This is a genomic window from Mycobacterium canetti CIPT 140010059 (genome assembly GCF_000253375.1).
Lineage (GTDB): Bacteria > Actinomycetota > Actinomycetes > Mycobacteriales > Mycobacteriaceae > Mycobacterium > Mycobacterium tuberculosis.
In genome coordinates, this window is record NC_015848.1 from 3214826 (window position 1) to 3231721 (window position 16896).

Here is a 16896-nt window from a genome sequence, read left to right on the forward strand (position 1 = left end):
CGCAGTGCCGTTACGCTCGTGGAGTATTGCAGGCCGCATGTGCGACGAAACGCGCCACCGCACCGGGTGTTGCGGCCGGATGGGTATGCAGGTAGGACGCGTGCACGCCGCTGTGCACCGCGCCGTCTCGCACGTCGTCCACGTCTTGGCCCTGGTACACCCACGCGGGCTGATAGCTATCGGCGAATGTGACTGCGGTTCGGTGGAATTCATGTCCAACCACGCGCTCGCCGACGGAGTACAGCACCGAATCAACAACCGCGACGGCGTCGCGATAACCCAGCTTGAGATGCTGGGTGAACCGCGCCGATCCGGCCAGCACACCGCACATCGGGTGTCCGTCGAGTTCAGAAACCAGATAGAGCAGGCCGGCACATTCGGCATGCACCGGGGCGCCGGCAGCGGCCAGTTCGTTGATCTGCCGCCGGACGGTGTCGTTGGCGGACAACTCGGCGGTGAACTGCTCGGGGAATCCGCCGGGCAACACCACCGCGTCCGTACCCTCGGGCAGAGTTTCGCTGAGCGGGTCGAACTCGACCACTTCAGCCCCGGCGGCGCGCAACATCTCGGCGTGTTCGGCGTAGCCGAAGGTAAACGCCCTTCCGGCCGCGATGGCAACCGTGGCTGGCTGGCGGGCGGTGTTGCCGACGGCAATCACCGGGTCCCATGGCGGGTGGGCCGCCTGGCTCCCGGCGCAGGCGATCACCGCGGCCAGATCGACGTGGCGAGCGACCACAGCAGTCATCGCCTGCACGGCGAGCCGTGCGCGACGGCCGTACTCGACGGCGGTAACCAGACCCAGATACCTTGTCGGCAGCTCTAGTTCAGCTGTGCGTGGAATGGCGCCCAAGACCGCGACACCGGCCTGGTCACACGCCTGTCGCAGCACCTGTTCATGTCGGGCCGATCCGACCCGGTTGAGGATGACACCGGCGATCCGAGTTGCGGTGTCGAACGTGGAAAAGCCGTGCAGCAGTGCGGCAACGCTGTGACTCTGGCCGCGGGCATCGACCACCAGGATCACCGGGGCGCCAAGCAGAGCAGCGACGTGCGCGGTGGACCCCGCTGCGGGCGCGCCCCCGGCAGGCCCAATGCGCCCGTCGAACAGCCCCAGCACCCCTTCGATCACGGCGATGTCCGCGCCCGCAACTCCATGCGCGTACAGGGGGCCGATAAGCCGCTCCCCCACCAGTACCGGGTCGAGATTGCGGCCGGGCCGTCCCGCGGCCAGGGCGTGATAGCCGGGGTCGATAAAATCCGGGCCTACCTTAAACGGCGCGACGGTGTGACCGGCCTGCCGCAGCGCTCCGATCAAGCCCGTCGCGATCGTGGTCTTACCGCTGCCCGACGCAGGCGCGGCGACGGCCACCGCGGATACCCGCATCACCACTCGATGCCCTTCTGCCCCTTGCGGCCCGCATCCATCGGGTGCTTCACCTTGGTCATCTCGGTCACCAGATCGGCGGCCGCAACCAACCGCTGGGGTGCGTCTCGCCCGGTGATCACCACATGCTGATGGCCAGGCCGGGCTCGCAGGACATCGACGACTTCGTCGACGTCGAGCCAACCCCACTTCAGTGGGTAGGTGAACTCGTCCAGCAGATAGAAGTCGTGACGTTGCGTGGCCAGCCGGAGCGCGATCTCGGCCCAACCGTCCGCCGCCGCGGCCGCACGATCGACGTCGGTGCCGGCCTTGCGAGACGTACGTGTCCAGGACCAGCCCGCACCCATCTTGTGCCACTCCACCGCTCCGCCGATCCCGTGCTGGTCGTGCAGCCGGCCCAGTTGACGAAACGCCGCCTCCTCACCCACTTTCCACTTAGCGCTCTTGACAAACTGAAACACCGCGATGTCCAGACCAGCGTTCCACGCCCGCAACGCCATTCCGAACGCCGCGGTCGATTTTCCTTTGCCTTCACCGGTGTGTACCGCCAGTATCGGCATGTTGCGCCGGGCCCGGGTGGTCAGGCCATCGTTGGGCACTGCGAGCGGATTGCCCTGCGGCATGTGTGGTTACCTATCCATCGTCAAGCCACGCCACGCACGGCATGCACTAGATAATCCGCGTGCAACTGCTCCAACCGAACCACCGGCGCACCCAGCTGACGGGCCAGTTGCGCTGCCAAACCCAGCCGTACATACGACGTTTCGCAGTCCACCACCACCGCGGCCGCGCCCTCGGCGACCAGCCCGGCAGCCGCGGTTCGGCTGCGGCCCAACGGGTCCGGCCCGGCGGTGGCCCGGCCGTCGGTCAGCACGACCACCAGGGGGCGTCGGGCGCGGTCGCGTACCTTCTCCCGGATGATCAGCGCACGCGCGGCCAGCAGTCCCTCAGCCAGCGGGGTCTTGCCGCCGGTGCTGAATCGGGCCAGTCGCCGGCCGGCGATGTGCGCCGACGACGTCGGCGACAGCAACAGCGTTGCCTCGTGCTGGCGGAAGGTGATCACCGCCACCTTGTCCCTGCGCTGGTAGGCGTCGCGCAGCAGCGACAGGGTGGCGCCACTGACCGCAGCCATCCGGTCCCGAGCAGCCATCGATCCGGAAGCGTCGACGACGAAGATCACCAGATTGCCTTCGCGACCCTCGCGGATGGCCCGGCGCACATCGTCCGGCCACGGGCGCAACGGCCCGGCTCCGAACGCACGCTCGCCGGCGGCCAGCAGGGTAGCGAACAGGTGCAGTCCATGTGCGTCGGGGTCGCTGACCTCGGCGGCCGCCACCACACTGCCCGAGGCGTTGCGGGCCCGAGACCGTCGCCCCGGCGCGCCCGTGCCGACCCCCGGGACCCGCAGCGCGCGGGTCCGGAATATCTTTGACGGCGGCGCGCTCGGGCGCGGCGACGATCGCAAGCGCGGCGAAGCCGGGCGCGGCGGGTCGTCGCCCATCGAGCTCGGCGCACCAGGTTCTGTCGACTTCGAGCGTGAGTTCGGTTGTGAGGCAGGTTCATTGGCTGACTGGCCGCCCCCGGGCGGATCGGGCTCGGGCTCTGGGTCGACGCTCGCCAGCGCCAGCGCCTCATCCAGCTGGTCGCGGTCGATGCCGTGATCGTCGAACGGGTCGCGACGACGACGATGCGGCAACGCCAGTTCTGCTGCCGCCCGGATATCCTGCTCCTCAACGGTGCGGACACCACGCCAGGCGGCGTGCGCGGCGGCGGTCCGGGCCACTACCAGATCGGCCCGCATGCCGTCCACGTCGAACGCCGCGCACAACGCAGCGATGCGCCGCAACTCGTTGTCGCCCAACACCACATCGTCTACCGTGGCCCGGGCCGCGGCAATCCGGTGGGCCAGCTCCGCGTCGGCGTCGGCATAGCGTGCGACGAACGCATCCGGGTCGGCTTCGTAGGCCATCCGCCGGCGGATGACCTGTACCCGCACGTCGATGTCACGTGACGCCTGCACGTCGACGGTCAGCCCGAACCGGTCCAGCAGCTGCGGACGCAGTTCGCCCTCCTCCGGATTCATCGTGCCGATCAGCACGAAACGGGCCTCGTGGGAATGGGAGATGCCGTCGCGTTCGACGTGTACCCGTCCCATGGCGGCGGCGTCGAGCAGGATGTCAACCAGGTGATCATGCAGCAGATTGACCTCGTCGACGTAGAGCACGCCGCCGTGGGCGCGAGCCAGCAGTCCCGGAGAGAACGCGTGCTCGCCGTCGCGCATCACCCGCTGCAGATCCAGCGAGCCAACCACCCGGTCTTCGGTGGCCCCCAGCGGCAGCTCCACGAGGCCGGTCTCGGTGCTCCCGGTCGCGACCGACAACAACGCGGCCAGCCCGCGCACCGCCGTCGATTTCGCCGTGCCCTTCTCGCCACGGATGAGCGCCCCACCGATCTCCGGTCGCACGGCACACAACAACAACGCGAGCCGCAGCCGATCGTGCCCGACGATCGCGCTGAACGGATAAGGCTTCACGGCCGCTCCACCTGACCGGAGCCGGGCCGCAACATGGGCACATGCGGGATGCCGTCGTCCAGGAACTCGTCACCGTCGCGGACGAAGCCGTGCTGGGCATACATGGCCGTCAGGTAGGCCTGTGCATCAATCCGACAGGGGTAGTCGCCCACCTCAGCCAGTGCCGCGCACAGCAGCCGGTTGGAGTGGCCCTGTCCGCGGGCGTCGCGTTTAGTGCACAGCCGGCCGATCCGGAAGACCTTCTCACCCCCGGCGTGCTCTTCCATCAGGCGTAGCGTGCACGTCACCTCTCCGTCGGGCGTTTCCAACCAGAAATGCCTGGTCTCGGCAAGCAGGTCACGCCCGTCTAGCTCCGGGTATGGGCAGGCCTGTTCGACAACGAACACCTCCACCCTCAACTTGAGCAGCTCGTAAAGGGCCCGGGCGTCAAGGTCTTTGGCCCAGACGCGGCGCAGTGCTTCGGTCATAAGCGCCGCTCTCCCCCGCAAGCGGGCGGTACCCCCACTGTATCGTCGCCGGCGCGGGTCATGCGGCACCTAACTTCAGCGCCTTGGTGCTCCATGACCACACCTCGTCGAACAGCGCGGGTTCATTCGACAGCTGCACCCCCAGCGACGGCACCATTTCTTTGAGCGTGGGCAGCCAGGATTGATAGCGGTTGGCAAAGCATTTCTGCAGCACGTCCAGCATGATCGCCACCGCGGTCGAAGCCCCTGGGGAGCCGCCCAGTAGTCCGGCAATACTACCGTCAGCATCGCCGATGACCGTCGTGCCGAACTCGAGCACCCCGCCGTTGCGTTCATCTCGCCGGATCACCTGTACCCGCTGACCGGCTATCGTCAACTCCCAGTCCGAATCGATTGCGCTAGGGGCGAATTCGCGCAGCGCACTGACCCGCTCGGGTTCAGAGAGACGCAGCTGGCTGATCAAGTAGTTCAGCAGTCTCCGCTCGGTGAGGCCCACGCCGAGCACGGACAACAGATTGTCCGGCCTGATCGACCGGGGCAGGTCGCTGATCTGCCCGTGTTTCAAGAACTTCGGCGACCAGCCGGCGTATGGCCCGAACACCAGCCACGACTTGCCGTTGACAAACCGCAGATCCAGATGCAAGGCGCCCAACGGCGGGGCGCCCGGCGCCGGGAAGCCATATACCTTTGCCCGATGCGAGGCGGTGAGCGCCGGGTTCCCGGCGCGCAGGAACCGACCGCCAATCGGGAAGCCGGCGAAGCCTTTGACCTCTTTGATCCCGGATTTCTGCAGCACCGGCAAGGTGTCACCCCCGGCCCCGACAAAGACGAACTTGGTGTTCAACTTGCGCTTTTCGCCGGTCCGGCGGTTGCACATGGTGACCGTCCAGCTGCCGTCGGATTGCCGCGAGAGGTTGCGAACCTCGTGCCCGAACAACGCGGTAGTGCCATTTTGCACGCAATAGCCGATGAGTTGTTTGGCGAGGGCACCGAAGTCGACGTCGGTGCCGTCGGCGGCCCAGTTGAGCGCCACCGGCTCGGAGAAGGCCCGTTTAGCGGCCATGAACGGCAGCCGGCGGGCGAATTCGTCGGGACTCTCGATGAACTCGGTGCCGGCGAACAGCGGGTTGCCGGCCAACGCCTTTTGGCGGCGCCGTAGATACTCGACGCCCCGCGATCCATGGACGAAACTCACGTGCGGCACAGGGTTGAGGAAGCTGCGCACGTCGGTGAGGATGCCGTTTTCGGCCGCGTATGCCCAGAACTGGCGGGTGACCTGGAATTGCTCGTTGACACGCACCGCTTTGGTGATGTCGATCGAGCCGTCCGGCATTTCTGGGGTGTAGTTCATCTCGCACAGCGCGGAGTGCCCGGTGCCGGCGTTGTTCCAGGGACCGCTGCTTTCGGCGGCTACCGCGTCCAGCCGTTCGATCAGGGTGATTGACCAGTTCGGTTCGAGCCGACGCAGCAGCACTCCCAGCGTGGCGCTCATGATGCCCGCACCGATCAGCACGACGTCGGTTCTGGCTAGGTCTGACACCGGACGGTTGGTTCCTTCCTTGGCTGCGCCGCTCCCAGGTTATCCCGACGGGTGTTAACACGATGACGTCCGCCTCCTGGGCCAGTAACCCTGTGCAGCGCGGGGCAGCCAACCCAAGACAATTACCCCGAAGCCCACAATGTGCGTCCCTGGCCGCCATAGAATCCGCACTATCCGCCCAGTCCGGTTCTTCTTGGGAGGTAACGATGTTGTATGTAGTTGCGTCACCCGACTTGATGACCGCGGCGGCTACCAATCTGGCGGAGATTGGTTCGGCGATCAGCACGGCAAATGGTGCGGCGGCACTCCCGACTGTTGAGGTGGTGGCCGCGGCCGCCGACGAGGTGTCCACGCAGATCGCGGCTCTATTCGGAGCGCATGCCAGGAGCTACCAAACCCTCAGCACCCAGGCAGCGGCGTTTCATAGTCGGTTTGTGCAGGCGTTGACCACGGCCGCGGCTTCCTACGCCAGCGTAGAGGCCGCCAACGCGTCGCCACTTCAGGTTGCGCTAGACGTGATTAATGCGCCCGCCCAGACACTGCTCGGACGTCCGCTAATTGGTAACGGCGCCGACGGATCGACACCGGGGCAGGCCGGCGGGCCCGGCGGGTTGCTGTACGGCAACGGCGGTAATGGCGCCGCCGGTGGGCCCAACCAGGCCGGCGGCGCCGGCGGCAACGCCGGCTTGATCGGCAACGGCGGGGCGGGCGGCGCCGGGGGTGTTGGCGCGGTCGGGGGTAACGGCGGCACGGGCGGCCTGCTATTCGGCAACGGCGGGGCCGGCGGGCAAGGCGGGCTCGGCCTCGCAGGTATCAACGGCGGCAGCGGCGGGCAGGGAGGCCACGGTGGCAACGCCATCCTGTTCGGCCAGGGCGGTGCCGGCGGGCCAGGTGGCACCGGCGCCATGGGCGTCGCCGGCACCAATCCCACCCCCATCGGCACGGCAGCGCCTGGCAGCGACGGCGTAAATCAGATTGGGAACGGTGGTAACACGGACCTCACCGGCGGCGCCGGTGGCGACGGCAATGCCGGCAGCACCACCGTGAACGGCGGCAACGGCGGTACCGGCGGCGCAGCTAGGAATTCATCTGGTGGTACCGGTAACTCCTTTGGTGGTGCCGGCGGCGCCGGAGGCAACGGCGCCAACGGCGGCGACGGTGGCGCTGGCGGGGAAGCCCTCACCGAAGGCGGTGCCACCGCCGTTAGTGGTGCTGGTGGTAAGGGAGGTAACGCCGAGGCTGCCGGCGGCGCCGGCGGCAACGGCGGCAACGGTGGCTTTGCTCAGGCCACCACCAGCGTGACCAGGGGTAACGGCGGTAACGGTGGCAATGGCCACGACAGTGACGCGTCGGGCGGCGCTGGCGGCAGCGGTGGCGTCGGCGGTGACGGCGGCCGTGGCGGCCTGCTGGCCGGCAACGGCGGCACCGGCGGTGCCGGTGGCAACGGCGGTACCGGTGGCGCCGGTGCCCCCGGCGGTGCCGGCGGCGCCGGCGGCAAAGCCGACATCGCCAACAGCCTCGGCGACAATGCCACCGTAACCGGGGGCAATGGCGGGACAGGCGGAGACGGCGGCAGTGCGCTGGGCACCGGGGGGGCTGGGGGTGCCGGAGGTCTAGGTGGTCACGGGGGTGCAGGCGGGCTGCTGATTGGCAACGGTGGCGCCGGTGGCGCTGGCGGCCTCGGCGGTGCGGGCGGCGCCGGCGGTGCGGGCGGCGAGGGCGGTGCCGGCGGCGCCGGCGGCGAAGCTATTCCCGGCGGCGCGTCCACCAACTCCGCCGGCGGTGACGGAGGGGCGGGCGGTACTGGCGGCAATGGGGGTGACGGTGGTGCCGGCGGAGCCCCCGGCCTCGGTGGCGCGGGCGGGGCCGGCGGATGGTTGATCGGCCAGTCGGGCAGCACCGGCGGCGGTGGCGCCGGTGGTGCCGGTGGTGCCGGAGGTGCCGGTGGCGCGGGCGGCAGCGGCGGTGCGGGTGGCCATGGCGACACTACCTCCGGCAAGAACGGTTCGTCTGGTACCGCGGGCTTCGACGGCAACCCCGGGCAGCCCGGCTGAGCGGCACGAGATCTGAACGCGCTCTAAGCTGACCCCGTGACTGGCTGGGTGCCCGATGTGCTGCCCGGCTATTGGCAGTGCACAATTCCGCTCGGGCCGGATCCCGACGACGAGGGCGACATTGTCGCAACCCTGGTCGGCCGCGGTCCGCAAACAGGGAAAGCCCGCGGAGACACCACTGGGGCACACCACACGGTCCTGGCGGTGCACGGCTACACCGACTACTTCTTCCATACCGAGCTGGCCGATCACTTCGCCAACCGTGGCTTCGCGTTCTATGCACTTGACCTGCGCAAATGCGGCCGATCGCGAGCGCCCGGCCAGACGCCGCACTTCATCACCGACCTGGCCCGCTATGACACCGAACTCGAGCACTCCCTGTCCATCATCAACGAGCAGAACCGCTCGGCGAAGGTCCTGGTATACGGCCACTCCGCCGGCGGGCTCATCGTGTCGCTGTGGCTGGACCGGTTGCGCCAGCGCGGCGAGATCACCCGCGCGGGGGTCACCGGCCTGGTGCTCAATAGCCCGTTCCTGGATCTGCAAGGCCCGGCAATCCTGCGCCTACCGCTGACCTCGGCGTTCTTCGCCGCGATGGCGCGAATGCGCCCCAAGTGGGTAGCCCGGCCACCAAAAGAAGGCGGTTACGGTTGCACGCTGCACCGGGACTATGACGGAGAGTTCGACTACAACCTGCAATGGAAACCGGTGGGCGGTTTCCCGGTCACCTTCGGCTGGATTCATGCCAGCCGTCGTGGCCACGCACGGTTACATCGCGGGATCGACGTCGGTGTGCCCAACCTGATCCTGTGTTCGGATCACACGGTACGGGAAAAGGCCGACCCGGCGACCCTGCACCGCGGCGATGCGGTTCTCGACGTCACCCATATCACCCGCTGGGCCGGCTGCATCGGCAACCGCAGCACCGTCATCGCGGTGGCGGACGCCAAACACGATGTGTTCTTGTCGCTGCCGCAACCGCGCCAGATGGCTTATCGCCGACTGGATCTCTGGTTGGACGACTACCTCGGCACACACAACGACACCGACGCTTCGGCATCGTCGGGGAAAGGGTGATGGCCCCTACAAATGGAAACGTACGACATCGCGATCATCGGAACCGGTTCGGGCAACAGCATTCTCGACGAACGCTATGCCAGCAAGCGGGCGGCGATCTGCGAGCAGGGCACCTTCGGCGGCACCTGCCTCAATGTCGGGTGCATCCCCACAAAAATGTTCGTCTACGCCGCCGAGGTGGCCAAGACCATCCGAGGCGCGTCGCGTTACGGTATCGACGCGCACATCGACCGGGTGCGATGGGACGACGTCGTCTCGCGCGTCTTCGGGCGCATCGATCCGATCGCGCTGAGCGGCGAGGACTATCGAAGGTGTGCGCCCAACATCGACGTGTACCGCACACACACCCGTTTCGGGCCGGTTCAGGCCGATGGCCGCTACCTGTTGCGCACTGACGCGGGTGAAGAGTTCACCGCCGAGCAGGTGGTGATAGCCGCCGGATCGCGGCCGGTGATTCCGCCGGCCATCCTCGCGTCCGGCGTCGACTATCACACCAGCGATACCGTCATGCGGATCGCCGAGTTGCCGGAGCACATCGTGATCGTCGGAAGCGGCTTCATTGCAGCGGAATTCGCACATGTGTTTTCCGCTCTGGGCGTACGGGTCACCCTGGTGATCCGGGGCAGCTGCTTACTACGGCATTGTGACGACACCATCTGCGAACGGTTCACCCGCATCGCATCGACCAAATGGGAGCTGCGCACCCATCGCAACGTTGTGGACGGCCAGCAGCGCGGCTCGGGCGTCGCGCTGCGGCTAGACGATGGTTGCACCATCAACGCCGACCTACTGTTGGTAGCGACAGGCCGGGTGTCCAACGCCGACCTGCTGGATGCCGAGCAGGCCGGTGTCGATGTCGAGGACGGCCGGGTGATAGTCGACGAGTACCAACGGACTTCGGCGCGTGGGGTTTTTGCGCTGGGCGATGTCTCGTCGCCGTACTTGCTCAAGCATGTCGCCAACCACGAGGCCCGCGTCGTGCAGCACAATCTGCTCTGCGACTGGGAGGACACCCAGTCGATGATCGTCACCGACCACCGATACGTACCGGCTGCGGTATTCACCGATCCTCAGATCGCTGCCGTCGGACTCACTGAAAACCAAGCTGTGGCAAAGGGACTCGATATTTCGGTCAAGATACAGGACTATGGTGACGTCGCGTACGGCTGGGCGATGGAGGACACCAGTGGAATCGTCAAGCTCATCGCCGAGCGCGGCTCTGGGCGCTTACTGGGCGCACACATCATGGGTTACCAGGCATCCTCGCTCATCCAACCGTTGATCCAGGCGATGAGCTTTGGGCTGACCGCCGCCGAAATGGCCCGCGGCCAGTACTGGATTCATCCGGCGCTGCCGGAGGTGGTGGAAAACGCGCTGCTTGGCCTGCGTTGACCGCAACGGCGAGCCGTCGTCCGGCAAGCGATTTGCATCCCGTCAGCGCCTTACCTACAGTCGGGACATCGCGTTCTGCCCCGTGCTGGAAGGACCGACATGGCCAGCAGCCAGCTCGACAGGCAGAGGTCGCGGTCGGCCAAAATGAACCGCGCTCTGACAGCAGCAGAATGGTGGCGTCTGGGCCTGATGTTCGCGGTGATCGTCGCCTTGCATCTGGTTGGCTGGCTCACCGTGACGCTCTTGGTGGAGCCCGCGCGGCTCAGCTTGGGCGGCAAGACATTCGGCATCGGCGTCGGGCTGACGGCGTACACGCTGGGCTTACGGCACGCGTTCGACGCCGACCACATCGCCGCCATCGACAACACCACCCGCAAGCTGATGAGCGACGGACACCGACCCCTTGCCGTCGGGTTCTTCTTTTCACTGGGCCACTCCACGGTGGTCTTCGGGCTGGCGGTAATGCTGGTGACCGGACTCAAGGCTATCGTCGGACCGGTCGAGAACGACTCCTCGACGCTGCATCACTACACAGGCTTGATCGGTACCAGCATTTCCGGCGCGTTCCTGTATTTGATCGGCATCCTCAACGTCATCGTCCTGGTCGGCATCGTGCGTGTCTTCGCCCACCTGCGCCGCGGCGACTACGACGAAGCCGAACTCGAACAGCAGTTGGACAACCGCGGACTGCTCATCCGGTTCCTCGGCCGCTTCACCAAGTCACTCACCAAGTCCTGGCATATGTACCCGGTCGGATTTTTGTTCGGTCTCGGGTTCGACACCGCCACCGAGATCGCGCTGTTGGTGCTGGCGGGAACCAGTGCCGCGGCCGGCCTGCCCTGGTATGCCATCCTGTGCCTGCCCGTCTTGTTCGCCGCCGGCATGTGTCTGCTGGACACCATCGACGGTTCGTTCATGAATTTCGCGTACGGCTGGGCCTTCTCCAGCCCCGTGCGCAAGATCTACTACAACATCACCGTCACCGGACTGTCGGTGGCAGTCGCACTGTTGATTGGCAGCGTTGAGCTGCTGGGCCTGATCGCCAACCAGTTGGGTTGGCAGGGCCCGTTCTGGGACTGGCTTGGCGGCCTCGACCTCAACACCGTCGGCTTCGTCGTCGTCGCGATGTTCGCGCTCACCTGGGCCATTGCCCTGCTGGTCTGGCACTACGGCCGCGTTGAAGAGCGGTGGACCCCGGCGCCCGACCGCACAACTTGACCTCGGGCGATCAACCCTAGGGCGGTGCCGCCGGAATCGAGACGGTAGCCAAGCGAGCGGTCGACGTGTTGGAAAAGATCTTCGCCGAGAACGATGTCCGCGCGAACGTCAACCGGGCGGCGTTTGAGAACAACGGGATCCGCGCGCTGGACCTGATGAGCTCACCGGGGTCGGGGAAGACGACCGTGCTGGGCGCCGCGCTCGACGAGCACGCCGACCAATTCGCAATCGGCGTTATCGAAGGCGACATCACCACCGACCTGGATGCGGCCAATGGCCGCGGCACCCAGGTGTCGCTGCTGAACAACCAGCATGGCTTTTGCGCCGAATGCCACCTCGACGCACCTATGGTCAACCGCGCCCTAGCTGGTGCGCCCGACGGAGTTCGACGTCGGTAAGCGCCAAGGCGATGGTCTCCTCGGTCACCGAGGGCAAGGACAAGCCGCTGATGTACCCGGCGACGTTCCGCTCGAGGGATGTAGTGCTGCTCGACAAGATCGACTTGGTGCCCTTTCTGGACGCCGACGTGGACGCGTATATCGCGCATGTCCGCGAGGTCAACGCAGCCGCGACGATCCTGCCGACCAGCACGCGCACCGGAGCCGGCATGGGGTCCTGGTCATGAGCCGCCGGAAACGGCTCGTCTCATCGGCTTTCACGGTGAGGCCACCGCAGCCGAAATGGACAACGTTGATCGTCTTCCGGGCCTGACAGCAATCCGACTGTGAAATGCACTACGCGACACGCTAACCCGTTGCGCAGTTCACACTCGGGGCGCGATCACAGCGGAGTGACATAGGCCGAGCTGATCCCACCGTCGACCAGGAACGTCGAAGCGGTGATGAATGATGCGTCGTCGCTGGCTAAAAACGCTACCGCAGCAGCAATTTCGTCGGGCTCGGCGAACCGGCCCAGCGGCACATGCACCATGCGGCGAGCGGCCCGTTCCGGGTTCTTGGCGAAAAGCTCTTGCAGCAGTGGGGTGTTCACCGGCCCCGGGCACAACGCGTTGACCCGGATGCCCTGCCGAGCGAATTGCACGCCCAGTTCCCGTGACATAGCCAGCACTCCACCCTTGGAGGCGGTGTAGGAGATCTGCGACGTTGCCGAACCCATCACCGCAACGAAGGACGCCGTGTTGACGATGGAGCCTTTCCCAGCAAGCACCATGTGGCGCAGGGCCGCCCGGCAGCACAAGTACACCGACTTCAGGTTGACGTCTTGTACCCGTTGCCACGCCGCGAGCTCGGTGTTTTCGATCAGATTGTCCTCGGGTGGTGAGATGCCGGCGTTGTTGAACGCAATATCTATGCGGCCGTAGGTTTCGGCTGCTCCGTCGAACAGCCCGTTGACGGCGTCCTCATCGCAAACGTCGGTTGGCACAAACAAGCCTGATAGTTCGTCAGCGGCCGCACCACCGGCCTCGACGTCGACGTCGCCGACCACGATCGTGGCGCCTTCCGCCCGCATCCGACGGCCGGCAGCCAGGCCAATACCGCTGCCACCGCCTGTGATCACCGCCACCCGGCCGGCCAGCCGTTGGCTGAGGTCCATCACATCTCCTCCCCGACGGCGATGAACACATTTTTGGTTTCGGTGAACTGCAGCGGAGCGTCCGGCCCTAGCTCGCGGCCCACACCGGACTGCTTGAAACCGCCAAACGGGGTGTTGAAGCGCACCGACGAGTGCGAGTTTACCGACAGGTTGCCGGATTCGACCGCCCGCGCCACCCGCAGCGCGCGGGACAGGTCATCGGTCCAGATCGATCCGGACAGCCCGTACGCGGTGTCGTTGGCCAGGCTGATAGCGTCGGCCTCGTCGTCGAACGTCAGCACTACAACCACCGGCCCGAAGATTTCGTCGGTGACGGTGCGGTCGCCGCGTTTGGGTGTGAGAACGGTTGGTGGAAACCAAAATCCGCGCCCAGCCGGAGCCGTACCCCGAAACGCCACCGGAGCGTCGTCGAGCACATAACCGGCGACCTTGTCACGGTGTGCGCGCGATACCAGCGGACCCATCTCGGTGGCGCGTGATCCGGGGTCCCCGACGACAATGCTGTGTACCGCCGGCTCGAGCAGCTCCATAAACCGGTCGTAAACGCTGCGCTGCACCAGGATTCGACTTCGGGCACAGCAATCCTGCCCAGCGTTGTCGAAGACCCCGGCCGGCGCGGTCGCCGCGGCGCGCTCCAGGTCGCAGTCGTGGAAGACGATGTTGGCGCTCTTGCCACCCAGTTCCAACGTCACTCGTTTGACTTGAGCCGCGGCACCGGCCATGACCCGCTTGCCGACTTCGGTGGACCCGGTGAACACGATCTTGCGAATGTCGGGGTGGGTGACGAACCGCTCCCCGACCACCGTGCCCTTTCCCGGCAACACCTGCAGCAGGTCTTCGTCCAGCCCCGCCTCGACGGCCAGCTCACCGAGCCGCATCGTGGTCAGCGGCGTCAGTTCGGCGGGTTTGACCAGCACCGCGTTGCCGGCGGCCAGCGCCGGCGCGATGGCCCAGGACGCGATCACCATCGGGAAATTCCATGGCGTGATCACACCGACCACGCCCATCGGTTCGTTGAAAGTGACGTCCACCCCGCCGGCAACGGGAATCTGCCTGCCGGACAACCGTTCCGGGCTGGCGGCATAGAACGCCAACACGTCACGCACGTGGCCGGCTTCCCACTCGGCCGACACGATCGGATGTCCGGAATTGGCTACCTCGAGCGCGGCCAGTTCGTCGAGGTGGGCTTGCACGGCTGCCGCGAATGCGCGCAGGCCGGCCGCCCGCTGCGCCGGTGCCAACCGTGCCCAGCGCCGCTGCGCTGCTCGCGCGCGTTGCACGGCGTCGTCCACGGCGTTGGCGTCGGTGTGGTCAACTGAGGCCAGCACTTCCTCGGTGGCGGGATTGATCAGTTGCGTGGTACTCATCGTGGCTCCGCTTGGCTCTGCCGGCCCGCGTATCCGCCGGCGGCGTCCACCAACGCCTTAAACAGCCGCAGATCGTCCAACGACTTCTCCGGATGCCACTGCACCGCTAGTACGAACGTGTCCCCAGGTAGCTCCAGCGCCTCGATTACCCCGTCGACATCCACCGCACTGACCACCAGGCCCTCGCCCACCTGGTCGATGGCTTGGTGGTGGTAGCACGGCACGTCGGCGGATTCGCCGATCAGCTCGGCCAACCGGGTGCCCGATGCGGTGTGGACCGGCAACCTGGTGAAGACCCCGTTGCCCGCCCGATGCCCGCTATGGCCAAGGATGTCGGGCAGGTGCTGGTGCAGCGTGCCGCCGAGCGCGACGTTGAGCACCTGGGTGCCGCGACAGATGCCCAACACGGGCATCCCCCGCTGAAGCGCGCCCCGCAATAGCGCGAACTCCCAAGCGTCGCGGCCCGGGCGAGGGTGATCGGTGGCCGGATGCGGCTCCTGGCCATAAGCTGCCGGGTCCAGGTCGTAGCCCCCGGTGATCACCAGAGCGTGCAGGCTGTCCAGCACGCAGCCGACGCTCTCGGGGTCGACCGGCTGCGGCGGCAGCAGTACCGCAACACCCCCGGCCATGGTGATGCCTTCGAAGTAATCGGCGGGCAGATAACCCGCAGGAATATCCCAAACCCCGGTGCGCACCTGCTCCAGATAAGCCGTCAGGCCAACCACCGGGCGACTCGCGCCCAGTGGCGATCGCAAGCGCGGCGAAGCCGGGCGCAGCGGGTCGCCACCATCGGACACAGGCGATCGCAAGCGCGGCGAAGCCGGGCGCAGCGGGTCGCCACCATCGGACCTAGAGGCGCTCAAATCCACGTATCCTCTCCCAATCGGTGACCGCCGCGTTGAACGCCGCCAGCTCCACACGCGCGTTGTTCAGGTAGTGCGCGACAACATCCTCGCCGAACGCCTCGCGCACTAGCGCAGAATCCTCGAACAGCACCGCGGCGTCGGCCAGCGTAACCGGCAGCCGTTCGACATCGGCGGCTTGGTAGGCGTTGCCGACACAGGGCTCGGGCAGCTGAAGGCCCCGCTCGATACCGTACAACCCTCCAGCAATGAGAGCCGCCACCGCCAGGTACTGGTTGACATCACCGCCGGGAACCCGGCATTCGACCCGGATGTTTTGCCCGTGGCCAACCACCCGCAGGGCGCAGGTGCGATTGTCCAGCCCCCAAGCCAGCGCCGTCGGCGCGAAACTGCTATCGGCAAATCGCTTGTAGGAGTTAATGGTCGGCGCATAGCATAGCGTGAATTCGCGCAACGTGGCCAACTGGCCGGCGACGAAGCTGCGGAACATCGACGACATGCCGTGCGGCCCGTTACTGTCGGCAAACACCGCGGAGCCATCCGTGCCACGCAGCGAGACATGGATGTGACAGCTATTACCTTCGCGTTCATCGTATTTCGCCATGAACGTTAGGCTCTTGCCGTGCTGGTCGGCGATTTCCTTGGCGCCGTTCTTGTAGATCGCATGGTTGTCGCAGGTGACCAGCGCCTCGTCGTAACGAAACCCGATCTCCTGCTGGCCCATGTTGCATTCGCCTTTGACCGCCTCGAATCGCAGACCCGCACCGGCCATACCCAACCGGATGTCGCGCAGCAACGGCTCCATCCGCGAGGATGCCAATATCGCGTAGTCGATGTTGTAGTCGCTGGCCGGGGTCAGCCCGCGATACCCGCTGGCCCATGCCTGGCGATACGGCTGGTCGAACACGATGAACTCCAGCTCGGTGGCCACATCGGCGACCAGTCCGCGCGCCTTGAGCCGATCGAGCTGACGGCGCAGAATGCTGCGCGGCGAGACGGCGACCTCGCTGCCGTCGGCCCAGACCAGGTCGGCGATCACCAGCGCCGTTCCCGGTAGCCAAGGAATCAGCCGCAGAGTGGACAAGTCCGGCGTCATCACCATATCGCCGTAGCCGGTGTCCCAACTGGCCATCGCATAGCCGGGCACCGTGTTCAGGTCGACGTCCACGGCCAGCAGATAACTGCAGCACTCGACGCCGCGGGTGGCTATGTCGTCGACGAAATGCCGGCCCGATATCCGTTTGCCGGCCAGCCGGCCCTGCATGTCGGTGAACGCGACGATGACGGTGTCGACGTCACCGGCCGCGACCAATCGTTCCAACTCGGTCCACGCCAACGGCGGCGAACCGGGGCCGGTCACCGCACTTCCTCCCACACCATGGCCGCTAGTCAACCATCTATAGGCTCCGGGCCCACATGCTGGCTGTCGCGGGCACCGCGAACCGCC

15 protein-coding genes are annotated in these 16896 nt (G+C 66.5%); 6 read left to right on the top strand and 9 right to left on the bottom strand.

What is annotated here, in order from left to right:
- Positions 1 to 10 precede the first annotated feature (10 nt).
- The 5 genes from MCAN_RS15085 to mqo are packed head-to-tail and all read right to left on the bottom strand — an operon-like array spanning position 11 to position 5924.
- Positions 11 to 1384, bottom strand: a complete 1374-nt coding sequence (locus tag MCAN_RS15085) for a cobyrinate a,c-diamide synthase (protein ID WP_014001461.1) — start codon at positions 1382 to 1384, stop codon at positions 11 to 13.
- On the bottom strand, positions 1384 to 2007 hold the full coding sequence (gene cobO, locus MCAN_RS15090) for a cob(I)yrinic acid a,c-diamide adenosyltransferase (RefSeq protein ID WP_003414539.1): 624 nt from the start codon (positions 2005 to 2007) through the stop codon (positions 1384 to 1386). The genes MCAN_RS15085 and cobO overlap by 1 nt, the downstream gene beginning before the upstream one ends.
- Positions 2008 to 2027: 20 nt before the next feature.
- A complete protein-coding gene (locus tag MCAN_RS15095; protein ID WP_003901481.1) occupies positions 2028 to 3917 on the bottom strand; it encodes a magnesium chelatase subunit D family protein in 1890 nt (629 codons plus the stop codon).
- Positions 3914 to 4384 carry a GNAT family N-acetyltransferase gene (locus MCAN_RS15100; protein ID WP_003414543.1) on the bottom strand — a complete coding sequence of 157 codons (471 nt, stop codon included), beginning with the start codon at positions 4382 to 4384 and terminating at the stop codon, positions 3914 to 3916. Before MCAN_RS15100 ends, MCAN_RS15095 begins: the two co-directional genes overlap by 4 nt.
- Positions 4385 to 4442: 58 nt before the next feature.
- Positions 4443 to 5924, bottom strand: coding sequence for a malate dehydrogenase (quinone) (gene mqo / locus MCAN_RS15105; protein WP_003414545.1), 1482 nt, complete (start codon positions 5922 to 5924; stop codon positions 4443 to 4445).
- A 206-nt stretch (positions 5925 to 6130) separates the two neighbouring features.
- Between mqo and MCAN_RS15110 the strand changes: the two genes are divergently transcribed.
- From MCAN_RS15110 to MCAN_RS23870, 6 genes are all read left to right on the top strand, one after another.
- Complete coding sequence (locus MCAN_RS15110; RefSeq protein WP_014001462.1) at positions 6131 to 7978, top strand: PE family protein; 1848 nt, start codon at positions 6131 to 6133, stop codon at positions 7976 to 7978.
- A gap of 36 nt (positions 7979 to 8014) precedes the next feature.
- Positions 8015 to 9055: an alpha/beta hydrolase gene (locus MCAN_RS15115; protein ID WP_003414553.1), complete on the top strand. Its 1041-nt coding sequence runs from the start codon at positions 8015 to 8017 to the stop codon at positions 9053 to 9055.
- Between the two features lie 12 nt (positions 9056 to 9067).
- Positions 9068 to 10447: a mycothione reductase gene (mtr, locus tag MCAN_RS15120; RefSeq protein ID WP_014001463.1), complete on the top strand. Its 1380-nt coding sequence runs from the start codon at positions 9068 to 9070 to the stop codon at positions 10445 to 10447.
- A 99-nt stretch (positions 10448 to 10546) separates the two neighbouring features.
- On the top strand, positions 10547 to 11665 hold the full coding sequence (gene nicT, locus MCAN_RS15125) for a Nickel transporter NicT (RefSeq protein WP_014001464.1): 1119 nt from the start codon (positions 10547 to 10549) through the stop codon (positions 11663 to 11665).
- Positions 11666 to 11730: 65 nt separating this feature from the next.
- Positions 11731 to 12063: a GTP-binding protein gene (locus tag MCAN_RS23865; RefSeq protein ID WP_003414562.1), complete on the top strand. Its 333-nt coding sequence runs from the start codon at positions 11731 to 11733 to the stop codon at positions 12061 to 12063.
- 11 nt (positions 12064 to 12074) lie between these two features.
- Positions 12075 to 12290 carry a P-loop NTPase family protein gene (locus MCAN_RS23870; protein ID WP_003414566.1) on the top strand — a complete coding sequence of 72 codons (216 nt, stop codon included), beginning with the start codon at positions 12075 to 12077 and terminating at the stop codon, positions 12288 to 12290.
- A gap of 155 nt (positions 12291 to 12445) precedes the next feature.
- Here MCAN_RS23870 and MCAN_RS15140 read toward each other — a convergent pair whose 3' ends face one another.
- The 4 genes from MCAN_RS15140 to MCAN_RS15155 are packed head-to-tail and all read right to left on the bottom strand — an operon-like array spanning position 12446 to position 16809.
- Entirely contained in the window at positions 12446 to 13222 is a 777-nt protein-coding gene (locus tag MCAN_RS15140; protein ID WP_003414570.1) for a 3-oxoacyl-ACP reductase, read from the bottom strand.
- Entirely contained in the window at positions 13219 to 14586 is a 1368-nt protein-coding gene (locus tag MCAN_RS15145) for an aldehyde dehydrogenase family protein (RefSeq protein WP_014001465.1), read from the bottom strand. Before MCAN_RS15145 ends, MCAN_RS15140 begins: the two co-directional genes overlap by 4 nt.
- Positions 14583 to 15470 carry a gamma-glutamyl-gamma-aminobutyrate hydrolase family protein gene (locus MCAN_RS15150; RefSeq protein WP_082226975.1) on the bottom strand — a complete coding sequence of 296 codons (888 nt, stop codon included), beginning with the start codon at positions 15468 to 15470 and terminating at the stop codon, positions 14583 to 14585. Before MCAN_RS15150 ends, MCAN_RS15145 begins: the two co-directional genes overlap by 4 nt.
- Positions 15436 to 16809, bottom strand: a complete 1374-nt coding sequence (locus MCAN_RS15155) for a glutamine synthetase family protein (protein ID WP_014001467.1) — start codon at positions 16807 to 16809, stop codon at positions 15436 to 15438. The genes MCAN_RS15150 and MCAN_RS15155 overlap by 35 nt, the downstream gene beginning before the upstream one ends.
- Positions 16810 to 16896: the final 87 nt, after the last annotated feature.